Raw genomic sequence first — 20,303 nt, forward strand, 5'->3', positions numbered from 1 at the left:
TTAACGTTCATATATAATTTATTGCATTAAAATTATAATTTGACAACGTTAGCAGCTTGTGGTCCACGGTCGCCTTCAACAACTTCGAATTCCACTGCTTGTCCTTCTTCTAATGATTTGTACCCTTCTTGATTGATCGCTGAGAAATGTACGAATACATCATTTTCTCCTTCGATCTCGATGAATCCAAATCCTTTTTCTGCGTTAAACCATTTTACTGTACCTTGTTTCATAATAAGAAACCTCCACACTATATAATTCAATATGTGATTATTCACATATTACAAAATAAACATGTGCAGTGTATTTCTTATACATCTTCTTACATTTACTTTGTAATATGGAATAATCCTATTGGTTATATAATATTATAAGATACACAACTTAGATATGCAATACAATAAACTGTATATTTTAACTTTTTACAATCTTTAATCTATTGTAACATTAAAGCTTCATCGTGACGACCTGCTTATCTTTAAAGACGATCAGACTATGAAAGATTTGAATATCATCATCACAGTCTTCACAGTAAATCAGTTCACAGTTATTATAGAATGCATGAATATTATGCTTTCCGATAAGCTCGTTTTTAAATTTTTTTCTTAGCTTATTGAGTTGCTCACTATAATATATCTCTGTGTCTTTTAACGTACTAAATCTATTAAGTTCTGTCACACAATCCCATAAATCTTCAAAAAGCCACCATCCTTCATATTCTGCTCGAATAGTAACGACTTCATACATGGCATTCACCTCTCCATCACATTATGAATGTCATCATAAAAAAGTTCAAGTAAATGCTATTACCAATGCGATTTATTAGGAGTTTTTTGCATTCTTACTTATAATAATAAATAAGAGGTGACATTAATGAAAACATTGCATATTAAAGTTTTCGGTAAAGTCCAGGGCGTTGGATTTCGATATTTTACCGAAAGACTAGCGCTACAATATCACATTACCGGCACTGTTCAAAATGTAGATGAGCATGTAGAAATCTATGCGACTGGCGATGAAAATTTGTCACAATTTGAACAGGCTGTAATACGCGGTGCATCTCCTATGTCTAAGGTGGAGTCATATACATCAGAAGAAATATCGCCTCAGCAATTCAATAGATTTACAACGCTTAAATAAATGACAAGGATTGATTATATGAAATATAATACCTCCTATATATTAGGTGCAATTTTAGCTATACCCGTTGCGATTATAACTGGTATAATCTCCATGAACATATTTCAATTTGAAATGTGGCTTGATACTTTAATAATGTTTGGATCTTATATCATGACGTTTTTACCTGTACAGCAAAAAGCAGCACATACTTATCTTAAAGAAATTGGCCTATCAAAAAATGATTATAAATACGTTAGGAAACAGTTAAAAATTGCAGAACCAAAAATCAAACACCTATTAGTTCAATACAAGAAAGTCCGCTCATTAAGTGAACTTAAAAATGTTAATGAGATAAATAAACTGGCACGCGTGATTTTTAAGAATGTTCAGAAGTCTCCATCAAAGTTTTTTAATGTGGATAGCTTTTTCTTCTCACATCTCGACAATACGGTCAATTTATTAAATGAATATCTTTATTTGTCAAGAATGCCTCATAAAACAAAAGAGGATCAGCAACTGTTAAATCATGCAAGACTGACGTTAGATGAACTAAAGCGTACATTACAAGCCGATTTACGTGCACTCAACAAAGAGAGTTATGAAACAATGAGAGTTGAAATTAATCTGGCAGATAACTATACAACTAAACAATTATTTGATGACAAACAATCACAGATTGAGCATAAAGAGAAAGCCCCACTTCAATTTAAAAATGCAGTTCACTATGAAGAAGAGAGGAAATAACCATGAGCAATAAAAATTTAACAGACGAACTCGTAAGCAACCCTTTCGAAATTCAGAAAGAAATAATTCCTGAACAACAAAATAATATTACAACGACTTTTGATAACAGTGAGATGTCTATTGAAAAACGTGAACAAATCAATCAGATAAAAAATCAGATTGTACCATTAGATAATGAAAAGCTCTTACTTTATGGCGCAGGTGCACAGCAAAAATTATCTCAGTTCTCACACCAAATATTAGATGAGGTTCAAGGAAAAGATATTGGTTCTATCGGCAATAATCTAGATCAGCTTATGAAGAAGCTTAAAGAAGTTGATCCAGATGAAATACAGAATATCGATAAGAGTAAGGTGAAACGATTATTTAAACGTGTATCAAAATCTGTAAATGAACTTATTTCAAGATATCAATCTGTCGCAAGTCAGATTGATAGAATTTCAGTGGAACTTGATAATTCAAAGAATGTATTAATGCGTGATATCAATATGCTAGATCAGCTATACGATCAGAATAAGGAATATTTTGAAGCGATTGACATGTTCATTATCGCAGCAGAAGAAAAGAGAGATGAAATTAATAATCAACTTCTACCTGAACTTGAGCAAAAAGCGCTGCACACAAATGATCAGATGATTGTTCAGGAAGTTAATGATATGCGACATTATGTCAACAGACTCGATAAAAGAATCTATGACCTTAAACTATCCAGACAAATTACACTGCAGTCTGCGCCTCAAATTCGTATGATACAAGATGTTAACCAAACTTTAGCCGAAAAGATTCAAAGTTCAATTCTCACAAGTATTCCGTTATGGAAGAATCAGATGGCTATTGCAATGAGTCTGCTTCATCAGCAAAAGGCTTCTAAAGCGCAGCAGCAAGTTACAAATACAACGAATGAACTCCTACTCAAAAATTCAGAGATGTTAAAGATGAATACAATTCGTACTGCTGAAGAAAACGAGCGTGGCATCGTTGAATTAGAAACTTTAAAGATAACACAGCAAAATATAGTAGATACTATACGTGAAACGATGCATATACAGGCGGAAGGAAAGGAAAAACGACGCAATGCAGAAATAGAGCTCAGCAAGATGGAACAGGATTTAAAAACACAGCTTCTACAACTTCAACAAGAACAAAACCAGAGATATTAATCTCTGGTTTTGTTATGAATATACAATTTTTTCTTTATCCTTACCAATTAAAAGACCAATCACATAACCTACAATTGCAAATAATAACCATTCCATCGATTCCCCTTTAAGCGGTAAGTGATCCATAAATGGTGCAATCTGAAACTGGCTTTGTAGTACGGATAAGATTGCAATAATTGTCACGATAAAGATTGGAATCTGCATTGCAAGCTGCGGTGTCGGAATAAACTTAGCTAAGAGCATTGTTAGTAAAAGTGTCATCGCAATTGGATATAGTACCAATAAGACAGGAACACTCATCGCGATTACTGAACTCAAACCTTGATTTGCTAAAACTAAGCTAAACAAGGTAAACACAACTGCATACATTTTATAAGATATTTTTGGAAATATTTCATGAAAATATTCTGATACAGCTACAACTAAACCAGTAGCTGTCGTTAAACATGCAAGTGAAACGATAGCACCAATCAATAGTTTCCCGAAAGTGCCATATGTTGCGTTAGCTACATGTGTTAATAAATAAGTTCCTAAATCTAGCTCGTTATTCGAAATATTTGATAGTTCATCTTGTGTTAAATGATAACGACTGCCTATCCAGCCCAATGAAACATAGATAAATCCTAATGCAATCGCAGCTATAATTCCTGAAAAAGCAGTCTGTTTAAATAAACCTGTCTCCTTCGTGATACCTTTCCCTTTAATCGCAGAAATAACGATTACACTGAACGCAATTGCAGCGATAGCATCCATGGTATTATACCCATTTGTAAATCCAGTGAAGAAACTACGCGTATTACCAGTATAGATATTACTATCAGCTGTTACTGGAGATTCATCAGATAATAGCATAAACCCTTTAATAACTAATGCAATAATTGAAACGAGCAGTAATGGTGTTAATATGGAGCCAATTCTATCCACCATCTTGGACGGATTGATTGATAACCATAAAGTAATTCCAAAGAAAATTAAAGTGAAAATAAATAAAGACATTGCGGATGGTTTATCTAAGAATGGCACAACTGCCATCTCGTAAGAAGTAGCACCTGTACGAGGAATCGCAAAAAGCGGTCCAATCGTCAAGTAAATTGCAACTAAAAAGATGACACCGAACGTAGGATTAATCTTCTTTAATGCACCTTTATACCCATCCTCATCTAATGACCCTACAATGATGCCTAATAAAGGTAATCCCACGCCAGTTATCACAAAACCAAAGATTGCTGGCCAGAAGAACTGTCCGCTAGAAAAACCTAAATTCGGAGGGAAAATTAAGTTTCCTGCACCAAAAAATATTGCAAATAGCATAAAACCCACGATCCAAGTGTTCTTATTCATATAAAACCTCCTATTGATTAATAAAAATTATAATAACACTTTAAACCGTTGAAAACAAGCAAGTTTTTATATTTTCTGAATATTTTAAAATTGTTTCATGCTTTGCAGCAATAACGTTTTTAGTAAAGGCTGAATAATGCTTGGTAGCTTTTCCACTCCTTCCACAAAAATACAGTAGTCATTATAGATATTACGCACAGTTGCACGTGTATTATCATCTATAACTGACTGACTCAAAAAGATATTGATGACGTATACATTTTCTTTTCTGAGAGCAACGACGGCATCATGTGTATCAATAATTCCATTCGATTCATAATCAAATGCAGATGGCTCACCATCTGAAAATACAATTAAAAACTTCTGTTTTTCATTTCTTTGCTTCAGCATTTGTCCAGCAACTCTAATTGCAAGCCCATCACGATTATCTTCTCCATTTTGAAAACTCACAATATTTGCTGAGTAATTATCATTTAATGCATGTTCATAAGGAATAATATGTTCAAAATAATTTGGTTGATTATATTGATCCGCTTCAAATCCATCTTCATTGAACGCGATAATTTCATGATTTATCATAAGCTGCATGAGTGTCTCATGAAATAACACAATCCCTTTCATCGTTTCTATCATTTTATCTTCCATACTGTAAGAGGCATCAACAAGCAGCATAAATGTAGCATCAAGTTTGTAAGACGCCTGATCCTCTTTATAGAATACACGTTTTTTATCATCCAGGAACCAGGTAGTGAGTTTGCGACTTAGCTTCCCTTTGCTTAAATTCATACGGGCAGATGTCTGTTCGTGTTCAATACTTTTATTAATCACATTTACTAAAGATTTTATTTCTTTATTCACTTCATCTTTGTACAAATTGTATGTTGCTCTGCTGGACTCATTCTGTTCACTGTTTTTCCATATAATTTCAGTGTATTTATTCTCTTCTCCGACAAATTCACTGATATCATTACCGTGAGCATCTACTTGAGGAGGCGATGCTTTCCCTTTAGCCATCAACATCTCTGTGATGTCATCACCTGCATCCCCTTGCCTGTCATTCTCTTTAATATTGTTACTATTTGATCCTTCTGTTACTTCTGTTTCCAGATAAGCACCGTTCTCTGTCTTTATATCTTTTTGTTTCGTCTGAACATGCTCTGATGCTTCCATATCATCAACATCCTGGTGCGCTTTATCCATATTGGCCTTCTTATAGGCATGTGCATTCATAAAGGCATTTTTAGGGATATGATAATATTCATTGAGCATATCCTGATGGATGACTTGCTCTAGTATATAATAAACTCTATTTGCAAGATTCATACTGTCATATGTATTATTCAATGTAAATGCATCCTGCAATGCGAGTTGCATAGCAAGTTCAGTTTCCGGCTTATAGTATGACGTAAATGACAATGCATTTTCCATAAGTAATGCATGCTCAACTTGTAGAAATAATTCATCCGTAGGCATGGCCTTTGTTCTATAAAAATCAATCTGACCTTCATTGTCTTTTATTTTTTCTTTTACACGTACAGTAAAGAATTTATTTGTAAATGGACGGCTTTTTCTGATAAGGTGCATCAATCGGTATTCTTCAATCATCATAAATAACTGCTGAAATAATGATGGGTATCTTACATCTTCTTCTATAATCTCTTTTACAGCATCAAGTGCTATATATTGAAATCCATAGGCATATAATATACAGTCACTCTTTAATAATTTTATAACTTCCTCTTCTTTGCGATGTTTCCACTTAAATGATACGTTAATCGTATTTTCAACCAGATCATAATAGGCAAATTTCTGAAAATCAACTTTCACTTCATTATCTTCGAGCAACAATTGTGCAAGGTCTGTTAATGTCATAATTAATGAAGGATCAACAACTTCATCATTAAAAAGTATAAACTTTTCACTCATTAGAAATTCAGTTCCAGTGCATTTTGAATCGCATTCTGTTCACGCTCATCATCTAATTTGTCAATGATAGCTCGTTTTGCTGCACGCCCGACTGGCATCACTGTCGTTAGATCACAAAAATCTAGTAACGCACGTATTGAGCTCGCTTCTTCACTAATTTGACCTTGACTCGCCATTGTAATTAAATCATGGTTAAACTTTATGATCTGATCGATTAACTGCTCATCTTCAAGTAATGTCTGTTCTTTAATTACAGCTTTTAATATGTCACCAGAAATATAATCCATATCTATCACAACAAATCGGTTTTTCAATGCTTCGTTCATCGGTAATGTCCCTACATATCCGACATTAATCGCAGCGATCACCTTAAAGTTTTCATGGGCTGTAATTACTTCTCCTGTAAAAGGATTTGTAATCGTCTTACGATAATCAAGAACACCATTTAAAATTGGTAGAGTTTCAGGTTTTGCCATATTAATTTCGTCGATATAAAGAATATTACCTTCTCGCATCGCTTCAAGTACAGGCCCGTCAACAAAGACAATTTGACTTTCTCCGTCTATATTTTCAATAGTCTTATATCCTAATAAGCTTTCTGCATCCAGATCGACAGAACAGTTGATGCTATTCATCTTTAACTTTAATTCATCCTTTAAAGTTTCAGCTAATTTTGTTTTACCTGATCCTGTCGGCCCTTTTAGCAGTACATTTTTCTTCAGCTTCAACATGATCAATGCATCTTCTTTTATACTCGCATCACTATTTTGGTATTTAATCATTATATTCATCCTTTCAAATTATCCCATAAAAAATAGAGGATTTGCATCCTCTATTATACTATATTGTATCCTTTTATTAAACGGGTCTGTACTATACCTCAATATTGAAGAACAAATAAATTAATCAGCTGTATCATCTCTGTTATCAATCTGTACTACTGTACTTCTTTAAAGTAATCTTTATAGTAGCCGCCTACTTTACCACTATTATCTCTGATATGATAATACTCTTCCGTTTCATTGACAACATCATAAACTTTTCCGACAGTCAGCATATCACTTACTTTATATTTTTTTGCATCTACATTAATAACTTCAACGTGCTTAATCGCTTCTTTGTTTTGCCATTCTTCATGTAACATAATCATTCTCCTTTTATAATAATTTCTTGATATTTACTGCTTACAAATTAAAATCGGGTTTTGTACTTAATTCGAATACAATTCCACATGGATCCTTAAAGAAGATTGTCTTATAAAATTTGCGATCACTAATCTCTGAATGCGGAATATTAACAGATTCTAATCGTTTCTTATAATCAAATAATACTTCTTCAGTTACTGATACTCCCACCTGCTCAATATTCGCTGCGCGTTTCTTTTCTGATGCAGCACCTTGGACGACATGGATTTCTCCACCACTACCTCCATCGCCTGAAGTAAACACCTGAACATCATTATCAAATGCTGCTAGCTGATAACTAGATGTGTGCTTTAAGTCTAATACTTGTGTCAGTATACTGGATGTTAATAACCGATTTGAAGCATTAATCAGAACTGGCCCTAAACCGAGAATTTGATGAATCGCATCTACATTACTGTCATCATCAGGCTCCCCTAAAGGAATCCCTTTATTATGTTCATCAGAAATAAGATATACGCATCTTCCGTCACAGTCGTAAAATGGTAATGCATGCTTGCCATTTAATTTAATGACGGTATCATATTTGATATTCATTTCATCAAAACGGAGTTTAAATACATAGAGGCTATAGTCCGTTGGTACTCTGAGTGAATAGGCATAAATTTCATCCGTTGTATATTTAACAAATAGAGGATTCGCAACTTCTATTACAGACAGTAATGTTCCTGCATTGCCCTTATTGTCACCGAAATACAAGTTTTTCATCGCCGTATTTTCTATATTCTCAGTTTCCTTGAGTAGTTTAAGTCCAAGTACCTTATTGTAGAAATTATAAAATCGCTGTATATCATGTGTAACAACCGTAACATGATGTAATCCATTCGTCTGCATATAAACCTCCAAAAAATAAGTCCACTATACATATTATACAATGTATAGTGGACGAACGTAAATCAATATTAGCTTTCAAGCAATAAATCTTCAGGGCTTTCGATCAGCTCTTTTATTGTCTTTAAGAATCCGACAGCTTCTTTACCGTCGATGATTCTATGATCATAGCTTAATGCGATATACATCATCGGACGATTTTCCATACGTTCTTTATCAATTGCAACAGGACGAGTAACAATTGAATGCATACCTAAAATAGCTGCTTGTGTTCCGTTAATGATTGGCGTTGACATCAATGAACCGAATACACCACCATTTGTGATTGTAAATGATCCGCCCATCATATCATCTAAGGATAGTTTCTTATCTCTCGCTTTGACGGCAAGGTCATAGATACTCCCTTCTATTTCAGCGAAGTTCTTCTTATCACAATCACGAACGACTGGTACTACTAATCCTTCTTCAGTAGAAACAGCGACACCAATATCATAGAATTGCTTTAAGATTAAGTCATCTCCATCAATCTCAGCATTTACAGCAGGATATTTCTTGAGTGCTGCTACAACCGCTTTCGTAAAGAATGACATAAATCCTAGACGCGTTCCATCATGATCTTCCTGGAACTTATCTTTTTTACGCTTACGAAGTTCCATAACATTCGTCATATCTACCTCGTTGAATGTTGTTAACATCGCAGTATTGTTAGATACTTCCAGTAATTTCTTTGCGATAGTCTGACGACGACGAGACATCTTTTCTCTTATTATGGGTTTCTCCGGGTTAGATGCCGTTTGTTTTGGTGCTTCTGATTTTTGTGCAGGCGCTGATTGTGTATTTTTAACATCATGCGAACGAATAAGTCCTCGTGGATCTTTACTATTTACATCACTTAAATCAATACCATTTTCACGTGCATAGCGTCGTGCAGATGGTGTAGCTACGATACGTTCTGATGATTTATCAGCAGCTTCCGTTTTCTCCTCAGATTTTACCTCTTCTTTAGATTCTGACTGCTCTTCAGGTGCTGATGTTTCTTGTTGAGATGCATCATTGGTAGCTTTTTGTGTTCCCCCAGCTTCAACAATTGCAATGACTGAACCTACTTCAACTGTATCACCTTCAGCAGCTTTAAGCTCTGTAACAACCCCCGCTTCTTCTGAGATAACTTCAACATTCACTTTATCTGTTTCAAGTTCTACGATATTTTCGCCTTTTTCAACACTGTCTCCAACTTGTTTGAACCAAGTCGATATTGTACCTTCTGTAATTGATTCTGCTAATTCTGGAACTCTGATTTCAGCCAATTTAATTTCCCCCTTAAATGTTTAACGCTTCACTAATAAGTTTTGATTGTACGATTTTATGAATTTCATTATCACCTTCAGCTGGTGCTGCACGATGTGGTCGCCCATAATACGATAATTTTACCTTAGCAGGCTTAATGTTATTTAATAATGGATAAATATAATGCCAAGAACCTTGATTCTTCGGTTCTTCCTGTACGAAACCAATTTCTGTTAATCCTTTTAGATCATCTATAATCGCTTTAATATCTTGTTCTGGGAACGGATAAATCTGCTCAAGGCGAATGACATGAACTTCGTCATTTGGATTTTTAGTAAGCTCTGTCATAAGGTCCACAGCAACCTTACCACTTGCAATTAAGAGTTTCTTAACTTTTGTTTTCTTGTATTCACTAGAAATAATCGCTTTAAAGCCGCCTTCAGTGAATTTCTCAATCGTATCAGAAACAAAGTTATTACGTAATAAGCTTTTTGGGCTCATTATTACAAGAGGACGCATTCTGTCTGTTCCTAAATATTGAGCTTGACGTCTTAATAAATGGAAATAGTTTGCCGTACTCGATAGATTCGCAACTGTCCAGTTGTGTTCAGCTGCTAGTTGTAAGAATCGCTCCAATCTAGCAGAAGAGTGCTCTGGACCTTGTCCTTCATATGCATGCGGGAGCAATAATGTAAGACCACTTTTTTCTCCCCATTTTGCTTCAGCACTACTAATGAAATTATCAAAGATCATTTGCGCCATATTAGCAAAGTCACCATACTGCGCTTCCCAAACCGCTAAAGCTTTATTGTTTTGCAGGTTATATCCATATTCAAATCCAACAACAGCCGCTTCTGATAACGGTGAATTGTGAATATCGAATGAACTTTGGGCACCTTCAATGTGTTGTAAAGGGATATACTTATCACCATTCTTAACATCATGGAGTACTGCGTGACGGTGTGCAAATGTTCCACGTTCAGCATCCTGCCCAGTATGTCGTACTGGATTACCATCTTGAATAATTGTTCCATAAGCTAAAAGTTCTGCATGACCCCAGTCAACAAGTCCATCCTTCATAAATGGATCATTACGTCTCTCTAAAATCTTCTGCAGCTTATTGAACACTGTGAATTCTTCTGGCGTTGATAACATATCCTCATTTAACTGTTTCAACTGTTCTAATGCTACACCTGTATCTAATTTTTCATATCCAGCTTCAACAGCTTCCGGCATTTGCATCTCACTGTCATTATTGACTGAAGATTTATCAATTGCATCATGAGCTGAACGAAGTCTGGAAGCTACATCTTCAAAGATTTCATTCATTTCATCCTCAGTAATTACGGAAGCTTCAACTAGTGACTTACCATATAGAATTTCTATACTTGGATGACCTTTAACCTCTTTATACAGCATTGGATTCGTCACTGTAGGTTCATCCATTTCATTATGTCCGTAACGTCGGTAACCTACAAGATCAATAACGAAATCTTTATTGAATTTCTGTCGATAAGCCATCGCAAGTTCAATTGCTTTGATACATGCTTCCAGATCATCAGCATTAACATGGATGATTGGTAAATCATAGCCCTTAGCAACATCTGTAGCATATGTAGTTGAACGTGAATCATAAGATTCTGTTGTAAAACCTACACGGTTATTTGTAATGATGTGCAGTGATCCTCCAACTGAATACCCCTTAAGATTACTTAAGTTCATACTTTCGAAGTTGATACCTTGACCCGGAAATGCTGCATCACCATGTATTAACACAGCAAGTGCTTTATTAAAGTCCTGTTCTGGTTTATTGACACCCTCTGTAACTTCCTGTACCGCTCTTGTCTTTCCTAGTACAACGGGCGCAACTATTTCAAGATGAGATGGGTTGTTTGCTAAAGAAATGGTCTGCGTTTTACCAAAGCGTGTCGTTGTTTTTGTACCACCTAGATGATATTTAACATCCCCAGTCCATCCTTTTGTGACAACTAGCGAACCATCTTCAGGAAGGAACTTCATTGGATCAGTATGCATAAATTCTGAAAGCATCATTTCGTATGGTTTTTCAAGGATATGTGTCAGAACGTTTAGTCGCCCACGATGTGCCATTCCAATTTCAATGTCCTGAATGTTATTTTCACTGGCAAACTTTATAACATTCTCAAGCATTGGTACAAGCGCATCTACCCCTTCAATAGAGAAACGTTTTGCACCGACGAAATTCTTATGGATATACTTTTCAAAGCCTTCTACACGTGCGACGCTTTTAAGCAATTCAACTTTCTCTTCTTTACTGAAATCTCTTTTTACCTTACTTTCAATTGTAGTTTTCAGCCACTCGCGTTCCTCACTATTGTTGATATGAGAAACTTCATAAGCAATCGGACCTTGATAAGTCTGCTGCATTTCAGTAACTGCTTCAAGAGCATTGTTTAATCTTTCTCCATAATGCTCAGAAACAAGAGAAGCAGGTAACTGCTTTAATACTTCTTCAGAAAGTCCGAAATCTTCTACAGAAAGCTTGAGATGCTGATCACGCTTCGGTTTATATAAGGGATAAATATCAGCTTTTAGATGCCCGTACTGTCTGATATTATCTACAAGGCGCATCAATCTCTTGATGATATCTGCGTCTGTATTACCTATTCTAGAATTCCCCTTACTCCCCTGAATATTAGAAAACAGTTCCTGTAGTTCATCAGAGACTGATGAAGGATCATTTTGATATTGATCGAACATTTCAAGAAGTATTCCTAAATTTGTACCAAATCTAGGAGGTGCTTCTTCTAGGTTCTTACCTTTTGTCATGGTTCCACCCTCCATTTTTATAAAACGTTTACATTTTTATTTTAACAAAGCAAAGCATGAAATTAAAGAGGTAAAACATAACTTTGTGAAATATTATGAGCGAATTGGTAGCTGTATCTTAACTTTTGTATAGACATGTAATTCACTTTCAATAGAAACAGTGCCTGAATACGTCTCAATCAATTTCTTCGCAATCGACAGACCAAGTCCATTTCCACCTTTAGAGCGTGCACGTGATTTATCTACACGATAGAACCTGTCAAAAATATTCAGCAGATCTTCTTCAGGAATACCGATACCATAATCTATGATTTCGATTTGTGCGAATTTATTTTTTTTTGTTGTCCTAACAATAATGTGTTTATTTTTCTCATCATATTTAATCGCATTATCTAAAAATATCGTTAATATCTGTTCAAAATGAAATCGATTAATCGTCAGTCTGATCATTTTTTCCGAACTATGGAAATCAAAAGTGTATTCAGATTTTAATTGCGAGAAGGCATTAATTCTTGACTTTATTTCTTCATTAATATCAATTACTTCTTGCGGCGAAGACTCAACCAGCGACAAATCTTTCGATAAAATCAATAGTTCTTCAACGAGTTTATTGATTCTAGCCATTTCTTCAATAGATATCGATAAAGATTCTTCAAGAACTTCCGGTTTATTCTTGCCCCATCTCTTTATAAGATTAAGATGGCCATTGATAATCTGTAATGGTGTTCTAAGTTCATGTGATGCGTCTTCAACAAACTGTTTTTGTTGGTCAAATGACTGCTCAAGCTGTGTCATCATCTCATTGAAAGTTTCAATGAGATCATTTGTTTCATGATATTGAGTTGAAAAAGCGAGTTTATTTTGAAAGCCATCTCTTTTTATCCGTTTCATCTGTTCAGCAATCATACGAATAGGTTTCGTAATCTGGCCTGAGAACACATAGCTTAGCATGGCCGTCAAAAATAGTGCGGTTAAGCTGGAGAAGCTGCTGATAATGATTAAGAATTCGATGACATCGTCATGGTTTTTTAAAGAGTGCACTAATACAACATAGCCATGAAAGTTGGCATTATTAAGTGGTGAATACATAACGATATAATTTTTGCCTTGATGTACTTCGTCTTTAGATACTATCTTAGTTGTTGGATTGAATGCGATATCAACCTTCTCCGCAGATTGACCCGAAATACTGAAAAGCTGTTCTCCTTGCCTATTAAAATAAACAAACGTATCACTCGATGATAGAGATCTACTAAGATCATCAATCTTCAATTCCGCAATATTTTTAGTAGCCATAATCACTGATATATCAGACAAGCTTCTTTTTGCTATTTCAGCTTCCTGCTCCTTTTGATAAACACCGATCAGATAAATGATTAAGAAGCTAAAGAGCATGAAAACGATAAATGAAATTGTCGTTGTAAGCAGCATCCACTTAATTCTTAAAGACTGTGATGCCTTCATCGAATAACATACCCTACACCGCGAACAGTTTCTATCAGTTGATGCTGACCAAAAGGTTTCAGTTTGTTTCTTAAGTAACGGATGTAAACATCTACGACATTTGTTTCTACCTCATTGTCATAGCCCCAAATAGCTGTAAGCACTTTTTCTCTTGTCATAACATGTCTCTTATTCATCGCAAGTAATTTCAGCAGTTCAAATTCAGTTTTAGTCAGCTCGATAAGCTGATTATCACACGAGACAGTAAACGCCTCCTTATCAATCTGGAGGTTTCCTACAACAAGCAGATGTTCACCATCATCTTCATTCTTATTGCGACGGAGTAATGCTCTTAATCTCGCTAACAATTCTTCAATATCAAATGGTTTAACGATATAATCATCTGCACCGTAGTCAAGCCCTATTACTTTGTCATATGTCTCACCTTTTGCAGTAATCATGATTACAGGCGTGTCCTTTTCACTTCTAAGTTTTCTACAAACTTCAAGTCCATTGAGTTTAGGCAGCATTATATCGAGTAATATACAATCATATTCCGAGCTAAGTGCCTCTTGCAGACCATTTTCTCCATCATACATTACAGTTACATCGTAAGATTCATGTGTGAGCTCCAGCTCGATAAATCTCGCTAAGTTCGCTTCATCTTCAACTACTAGAATACGTTTCATCGGGACACTTCCTATGTTAAATATTTCTTTTGAATCTCTTGTATCTTCTTCTTTACATCAGGCCACTCATCATCAATGACAGAATAAATGATCAAATTTCTTCTAACACCATGTAAATTGCGCTCCTTACGTATCACACCTTCTTTTTGGAAACCAAGTCTTTCGATCGCTCTATTTGATCTCTCGTTACGTTCATCCGCTTTAATCTGTACACGTACCATATTAAGTGTCTCAAAACAGAATTCGAGCAATAAATATTTACTATCAGTATTTACAAAGGTTTTCTGAGCTTTTACACCAAACCAGGTCGTTCCGATTTCACAGGCATCATTCTCATAGTCAATATCCTTAATGCGTGTGGACCCCACTACTTCATTCGTTGCTTTCAGTACTACGATAAAAGGAATAGACTTCAACGTTTCTCTAAGATGGACTGCATCGATCACCCATTGCTCCATAAGATCCATATTGGTGGCCTGAAACAACATATAGCTCCAGATGGATTCGTGATTGATTTCATGAAGGTCTTTTGCATGCTCAATCTGCATCGGAATTAATTTTATTCTGTCATTTTCCAGTACAAGTGATTCAAATGTATGTATGCTCAATTCAATTACCTCATATCATTAATTTATAAAAAAATAATACCACAAAAAGTTTAAAATTAGCTATTGTTTAGAAAGGAACAATAAAAAGCACCTGACCGGGCAAGTCAGGTGCTTTTGGGCATAAAAGGGGGTGAAAATGCTCATCAGAGGGGGAACTCTATTTAAATGAGAATCATTTTCATTTATTATTATACCTTATTGAGAACGATTGTCAATTACTTTATCTAAAATTAATTGTGATAATAATATACAAACGACTCCTCCAATTATCCCAGCAATAATATCAGTCGGATAATGTACGCCAAGATAAACTCTACTACTTGAAATCATAAGGATAGCAAACACACACATACCGATTAAATAAGGCTTAAAGGGGCTGTCCGAATGGTTTTTGATCAAGATTGCCAGACTACCGAAAAACGCACAAGATCCCATAGCATGGCCACTTGGAAAACTAAATCCTGTAATATCTATAAGACGCAATAATGTCGGTCTCTCTCTATCAAAGATATTTTTCAGCAGAGGATTAAGCACGCCAGACAAGATCATAGATAATGCGAAGAATAGCGCATCTATTTTTAACCTTTTAAGCAGAAGATAACATACTATGAGTAAAGACAGCAGAATCATAGACCAGACCTCACCGATTTTTGTGAACCCGAGCATAATTGTAGTTGTAATGAAACTTTCTGAAGAATATATAAATTCATAGACTTCATTATCAATCCATTTTCCAATGCGTGATTCATGGAAAAATGCAATCAATCCAAAGATAAAACTGAATATTAATATCAACAAAATTCTTTTCGCCTGAGACATAATTCTACTCCTTAACTAGCATCGGCTATTATTTTCATCAATAGATCATTAGCTGTATATAATGATTTTTGCGAACTCATATTTTGCTGGATTTCGTGTTGATGTTCATTTAAATATTCCAGCTTATCCATTAAATTATTCAGCGTGAATTCTTCTTCCTGTATGACCATAGCATATCCCTGGCTCTCAAACTGAGCAGCATTTTCAATTTGATCTCCTCTACTTTGATCTTTACCGAGTGGCACTAAGATCATAGGCTTCTTTAATGCAAGAAATTCAAAGATAGCATTTGAACCCGCTCTTGAAATAACATAGTTTGTAATCTTGAACAGATGATTCAGTTCTTCACCTGCATATTCTATCTGATAATATCCTTGTCTTGAAATATCATTAGAATTCCCTTTACCTACTAGATGTATGAGCTGATAATTCTCAAGCAGCATATCTAGATTTTCAAATATCACATCGTTGATTTTCTTAGAACCTAATGAACCTCCCATTATCATTACAACAGGCTTATGTTCATTCAATTGCGTGATGGCATATCCTTCTTTAATATGCCCCTCAAAGAGATCCGTTCTGATGATACTACCGACATGATCTCCGCGTTCAGCAGGGATATAGTCCAGCGTCTTTTTAAATGTCGTGTACATTCTGTCAGCAAATTTGAGTGCAATCTTATTGGCAAGACCCGGTGTAACATCAGATTCATGGATTATCGTTCTTATATTCAAAATCTTTGCTGCAATTGTAACAGGGACAGCTACAAATCCACCTTTAGAAAAAATGATATCCGGTTTTTCCTTCTTAAGTATCCTTAAAGCATCTAATACACCTTTTTGAACTTTAAATATATCCTTGACATTTTCAACCGAAAAATATCTACGTAATTTTCCGCTCGAAATCGCATAATATTTAATTTGAGGAAACTGCTCCTTTATGACCTCTGCTTCTATTCCATTTTTTGATCCGATATAAAGACAGCTCACTCCTTCTTTTTCCGCTTCAGGAATGAGTGCCATATTAACGGCAACATGCCCAATCGTTCCTCCACCAGTAAATGCAATTTTCAATTAGACAACCTCCTATTTTTTCTTTGCTTCTTGTATCGCTCTTTTAAGCTGTACATCATCATTTTCAATCTTTTTTGCAAGCTGTGTCATAAATTTATCTGTAGTCTTACCTGTCATTATGCCATCTACGGTAAGATTATTTTCCATTTGAAAGTTCTGGACAGCATACAAAGTAGATTCATCAAATGTGTTATCAACTTTACCCGGATCAAAACCTAATGCTTTAAGGCCCATCTCCATGGATTTTACTTTTGTACTTTTTACATGCAGTGTGAGTACTTCATCCGCATCGAGCATCTGACCATGCACATAAGAAGGAAGATCGACCTTAATATCTGGGGTAATTCCTTTTTTATGGATCCATGTACTGTTTGGTGTCAACCACTTCTGTTCAGTATATTTAATCATTGATTTATCTTTAAACGTCGATGTTGTCTGTACGATTCCTTTTCCAAATGATTTATGACCAACAATCTTCGCCTTACCATTATCTTTCAATGCCGCTGCGAAGACTTCCGATGCACTCGCCGATCCTTCATTTAAGAGAATAACTGTTGGAAGATTCTTTGTAAGTGCGTCTTCATCTTTAGAAGCTTTCAATAATTCTTTATTACCCGATACATCTTCCATCTGAACAATAACCTTACCTTTTTCTAAGTAAGTTTCGGCCATCTTTGCTGCTTCATCTAAATAGCCCCCTGGATTATCTCTCAAATCAATTACAACTTGTTTCATCCCTTTATCACGTAGGGATTTAAGTGCATCGGTAAATTCATCAGCGGTACCTTCCTGGAATTTCATTACGGTAATAACCCCTGTACCATCCTTTTTGAAAGTATATTCAATACTGTTCATATGTATTTTATCACGCGTAATTTTAACATCGAAAGGTTCAGCATCTCCTCTTTTTAGCGTTAGTGTGACAACCGTCCCTTTCTTGCCTCTCACAAGTTTAACTACATCTTGCGTCGACTTTCCTTCGACAGATTTATCATCAACCGCCATGATAATATCACCAGATTTCACTCCAGCCTTCTGAGCCGGGGCACCCTTGATAGGACTGCTGATCATAATTTTGTTATCTTTCTCTTCAATCTCAGTTCCTATCCCCTGAAAATCTCCTTGCATTGATTCCGTAAAATCATTTTGTTCAGCACTCGTCATATATTCACTATATGGATCGTCAAGTCCACTGACCATTCCTTTGATTGCACCATCAATCAGTTTATCTTTTTCCACTTTCTTATAATACTTTTTATTTAACGTATCATATACGGCATATAACTTTACAAACTCCGATCTTTTTTGCGTATCGTCGCTTATAATCTTTTCGTTGCCACTGAGTATCGCAAATGCTGTTACAGCTGCTGTAATTATTATAGTTGATAAAAGCATCATGATAAATTTAAATGGAGATATCACATAGTTTCTCTCTACATTTTCGGTTGAAGATTTGTCATTCTTGTTATTGTCTTTCATATTTTCACATCCATATACTATTGATTATTATTTTAGTATATAAAAAATATATAAATAAAGCACGTATCATATAAGATACGTGCTAAAATTTTAACCATTCTAAATATTTCTCATATAAACGATCATATGTTGATAAAGACATGCTTGCTGTTCCATACTCTTCGATATAAGTTGATAGCTGATTATAATCGCTTTCATCTTTTGGAAACATTAAATCCAGGAACACCGCTTCAGCAAACTGACCAAACTCATTGCCCGCACCTCGCTCAGTTAAAACAAATTGATAAAATGAAGACCTTACCATTAATTTGTCTCAACAGACAGAACGACAGTTTCGCCTTGAATCAGCAATTCTGGTGCGTCTACAGTAATAGATTTCAGAGTATCTGAATTTGTGATAATTACTGGAGAGATAATAGATGACGCTTGTTCTTCAATTTTTTTGATATCAAATTCAAGCAGTGCATCACCTTTTGTCACTTGATCTCCTTGGGCAACTAATACATTAAAACCTTCACCCTTCATTGTAACAGTCTCAAGACCAACATGGATTAACAGTTCTACACCATTATTGGCCTTTATACCAATGGCATGTTTCGTTGGGAATACATTGATAATTTCACCATCGACAGGGGCAACGACCAGACCATTGGATGGTCTGATACCAAAACCTTCACCCATCATCTTCTGAGCAAAGACTGGATCTGGTATATCTTCGATTGCTATAAAACTCCCTGTAATAGGGGCGACGATCTCTATGTTCTTCTCAGGCTGACTCCCTTTACCAAACAATTTCTTAAACATTATACCACTCCTATTTATTTGTTATTGAACAAAGATAGATATTGTGTATATCCTAACGCTTCAAGTTTATCGTAAGGTATAAACTGGATGCTTGCAGAGTTGATACAGTATCTTAACCCACCTCTGTCAGCTGGACCATCATTGAAGACATGCCCAAGGTGGCTGTCACTTGCATCACTCCTTACTTCTGTACGTGTCATACCATGAGATTTATCAACGAGTTCAATGATTTCATCATCAGAAATTGCCTTAGAAAAACTCGGCCAGCCGCAAGATGAATCAAACTTGTCTTCAGAAGTAAAAAGCGGTTTACCACTCAGTTTATCGACATAGAGTCCTTTATCAAAATGGTTCCAGTATTCATTTTGAAATGGTGGCTCCGTACCGTTTTCTTTAGTCACATAATATTCCATCTCTGTAAGTTCATTTAAGTCTTTATCTTTCATCTTTATTCCCCCAATGCTTTTCAATAAATGCTTTTCTTCCAGAACCCACCTGATAACGTTCATAATGTTCCGGCGCCTTCTTATAGTAATCTTGATGCTCTTTTTCTGCAGCATAGAAATTCTTATAAGGTAATACCGGTGTTGTTATCTTTTGAGCGAATATGCCCGCATCATCGAGCTTTCTAATATACTCTAACGCTTCAATTTTTTGTTGATTGTTATGATAGAAGACTGCCGGCGTATAGCTTTCACCTCGATCATAAAACTGACCTTTATCATCTGTAGGATCAAAAGTCATAAAATAAACCTTTAATATATCTTCGTAAGAAATTCGGGATTCATCATAAGTGACTTGTACTGCCTCTCTATGACCGGTTGTATTAGTACATACTTCTTCGTAAGATGGATTATCAACATGTCCGCCACTGTATCCACTAACTACTGACTGAACACCAGGAAATGTATCAAAAGGTTTCACAAGACACCAGAAACATCCACCTGCAAAAGTTGCTTTTTGCATG

22 protein-coding genes are annotated in these 20,303 nt (G+C 35.4%); 3 read left to right on the forward strand and 19 right to left on the reverse strand.

The genetic code is table 11. The features are described from left to right. Nucleotides 1–32: 32 nt before the first annotated feature. Both cspA and ACZ2V4_RS01635 read right to left on the reverse strand, forming a co-directional pair. Nucleotides 33–233: a cold shock protein CspA gene (gene cspA / locus ACZ2V4_RS01630; RefSeq protein WP_016912585.1), complete on the reverse strand. Its 201-nt coding sequence runs from the start codon at nt 231–233 to the stop codon at nt 33–35. 214 nt (nt 234–447) lie between these two features. Further along, entirely contained in the window at nt 448–747 is a 300-nt protein-coding gene (locus tag ACZ2V4_RS01635) for a DUF1033 family protein (RefSeq protein ID WP_420493732.1), read from the reverse strand. A 126-nt stretch (nt 748–873) separates the two neighbouring features. Here ACZ2V4_RS01635 and ACZ2V4_RS01640 point away from each other — a divergent pair, with 126 nt between their 5' ends. The 3 genes from ACZ2V4_RS01640 to ACZ2V4_RS01650 are packed head-to-tail and all read left to right on the forward strand — an operon-like array spanning nt 874 to nt 3,026. Continuing rightward, nucleotides 874–1,140 carry an acylphosphatase gene (locus ACZ2V4_RS01640; protein WP_219491645.1) on the forward strand — a complete coding sequence of 89 codons (267 nt, stop codon included), beginning with the start codon at nt 874–876 and terminating at the stop codon, nt 1,138–1,140. Between the two features lie 18 nt (nt 1,141–1,158). Then, a complete protein-coding gene (locus ACZ2V4_RS01645; protein WP_419894926.1) occupies nt 1,159–1,866 on the forward strand; it encodes a 5-bromo-4-chloroindolyl phosphate hydrolysis family protein in 708 nt (235 codons plus the stop codon). Between the two features lie 2 nt (nt 1,867–1,868). Then, entirely contained in the window at nt 1,869–3,026 is a 1,158-nt protein-coding gene (locus ACZ2V4_RS01650; RefSeq protein ID WP_219491650.1) for a toxic anion resistance protein, read from the forward strand. A 12-nt stretch (nt 3,027–3,038) separates the two neighbouring features. Here ACZ2V4_RS01650 and brnQ read toward each other — a convergent pair whose 3' ends face one another. From brnQ to msrA, 17 genes are all read right to left on the reverse strand, one after another. Then, on the reverse strand, nt 3,039–4,367 hold the full coding sequence (gene brnQ, locus ACZ2V4_RS01655; protein ID WP_420493733.1) for a branched-chain amino acid transport system II carrier protein: 1,329 nt from the start codon (nt 4,365–4,367) through the stop codon (nt 3,039–3,041). An 84-nt stretch (nt 4,368–4,451) separates the two neighbouring features. Then, nucleotides 4,452–6,293 (reverse strand): vWA domain-containing protein, encoded by a 1,842-nt coding sequence (locus ACZ2V4_RS01660; protein WP_490514447.1) that lies wholly within the window; start codon nt 6,291–6,293, stop codon nt 4,452–4,454. Further along, nucleotides 6,293–7,075: an AAA family ATPase gene (locus ACZ2V4_RS01665; protein ID WP_419894928.1), complete on the reverse strand. Its 783-nt coding sequence runs from the start codon at nt 7,073–7,075 to the stop codon at nt 6,293–6,295. Before ACZ2V4_RS01665 ends, ACZ2V4_RS01660 begins: the two co-directional genes overlap by 1 nt. Nucleotides 7,076–7,230: 155 nt before the next feature. Further along, nucleotides 7,231–7,437, reverse strand: coding sequence for a DUF6501 family protein (locus ACZ2V4_RS01670; RefSeq protein WP_219491658.1), 207 nt, complete (start codon nt 7,435–7,437; stop codon nt 7,231–7,233). 40 nt (nt 7,438–7,477) lie between these two features. Next, on the reverse strand, nt 7,478–8,329 hold the full coding sequence (locus ACZ2V4_RS01675; protein WP_419894929.1) for a VOC family protein: 852 nt from the start codon (nt 8,327–8,329) through the stop codon (nt 7,478–7,480). A gap of 68 nt (nt 8,330–8,397) precedes the next feature. Then, nucleotides 8,398–9,633, reverse strand: coding sequence for a 2-oxoglutarate dehydrogenase complex dihydrolipoyllysine-residue succinyltransferase (gene odhB, locus ACZ2V4_RS01680; RefSeq protein ID WP_413474593.1), 1,236 nt, complete (start codon nt 9,631–9,633; stop codon nt 8,398–8,400). 13 nt (nt 9,634–9,646) lie between these two features. After that, nucleotides 9,647–12,421: a 2-oxoglutarate dehydrogenase E1 component gene (locus tag ACZ2V4_RS01685; RefSeq protein WP_490514448.1), complete on the reverse strand. Its 2,775-nt coding sequence runs from the start codon at nt 12,419–12,421 to the stop codon at nt 9,647–9,649. 93 nt (nt 12,422–12,514) lie between these two features. Then, nucleotides 12,515–13,885 (reverse strand): HAMP domain-containing sensor histidine kinase, encoded by a 1,371-nt coding sequence (locus ACZ2V4_RS01690; protein WP_490514449.1) that lies wholly within the window; start codon nt 13,883–13,885, stop codon nt 12,515–12,517. Then, entirely contained in the window at nt 13,882–14,553 is a 672-nt protein-coding gene (locus ACZ2V4_RS01695) for a response regulator transcription factor (protein ID WP_413474590.1), read from the reverse strand. Before ACZ2V4_RS01695 ends, ACZ2V4_RS01690 begins: the two co-directional genes overlap by 4 nt. A gap of 11 nt (nt 14,554–14,564) precedes the next feature. Continuing rightward, nucleotides 14,565–15,161 (reverse strand): GNAT family N-acetyltransferase, encoded by a 597-nt coding sequence (locus ACZ2V4_RS01700; protein WP_012656972.1) that lies wholly within the window; start codon nt 15,159–15,161, stop codon nt 14,565–14,567. A 195-nt stretch (nt 15,162–15,356) separates the two neighbouring features. Then, nucleotides 15,357–15,980: a phosphatase PAP2 family protein gene (locus ACZ2V4_RS01705; RefSeq protein WP_413474588.1), complete on the reverse strand. Its 624-nt coding sequence runs from the start codon at nt 15,978–15,980 to the stop codon at nt 15,357–15,359. Nucleotides 15,981–15,991: 11 nt separating this feature from the next. Next, nucleotides 15,992–17,053 carry an undecaprenyldiphospho-muramoylpentapeptide beta-N-acetylglucosaminyltransferase gene (murG, locus tag ACZ2V4_RS01710; protein WP_099483577.1) on the reverse strand — a complete coding sequence of 354 codons (1,062 nt, stop codon included), beginning with the start codon at nt 17,051–17,053 and terminating at the stop codon, nt 15,992–15,994. Between the two features lie 12 nt (nt 17,054–17,065). Continuing rightward, nucleotides 17,066–18,532, reverse strand: coding sequence for a S41 family peptidase (locus tag ACZ2V4_RS01715; RefSeq protein WP_099483575.1), 1,467 nt, complete (start codon nt 18,530–18,532; stop codon nt 17,066–17,068). Between the two features lie 82 nt (nt 18,533–18,614). Then, the gene (locus ACZ2V4_RS01720; RefSeq protein ID WP_420496012.1) at nt 18,615–18,836 is read right to left on the reverse strand and encodes a YozE family protein; all 222 of its coding nucleotides are present in this window, start codon (nt 18,834–18,836) and stop codon (nt 18,615–18,617) included. After that, on the reverse strand, nt 18,836–19,336 hold the full coding sequence (locus ACZ2V4_RS01725; RefSeq protein WP_219491686.1) for a PTS sugar transporter subunit IIA: 501 nt from the start codon (nt 19,334–19,336) through the stop codon (nt 18,836–18,838). Before ACZ2V4_RS01725 ends, ACZ2V4_RS01720 begins: the two co-directional genes overlap by 1 nt. 14 nt (nt 19,337–19,350) lie before the next feature. Beyond that, the gene (msrB, locus tag ACZ2V4_RS01730; protein WP_219491687.1) at nt 19,351–19,782 is read right to left on the reverse strand and encodes a peptide-methionine (R)-S-oxide reductase MsrB; all 432 of its coding nucleotides are present in this window, start codon (nt 19,780–19,782) and stop codon (nt 19,351–19,353) included. Then, nucleotides 19,772–20,302: a peptide-methionine (S)-S-oxide reductase MsrA gene (msrA, locus tag ACZ2V4_RS01735; protein WP_490514450.1), complete on the reverse strand. Its 531-nt coding sequence runs from the start codon at nt 20,300–20,302 to the stop codon at nt 19,772–19,774. Before msrA ends, msrB begins: the two co-directional genes overlap by 11 nt. Nucleotide 20,303 lies beyond the last annotated feature (1 nt).

Source organism: Macrococcus sp. CoH-51_TC_04 (assembly GCF_058188655.1).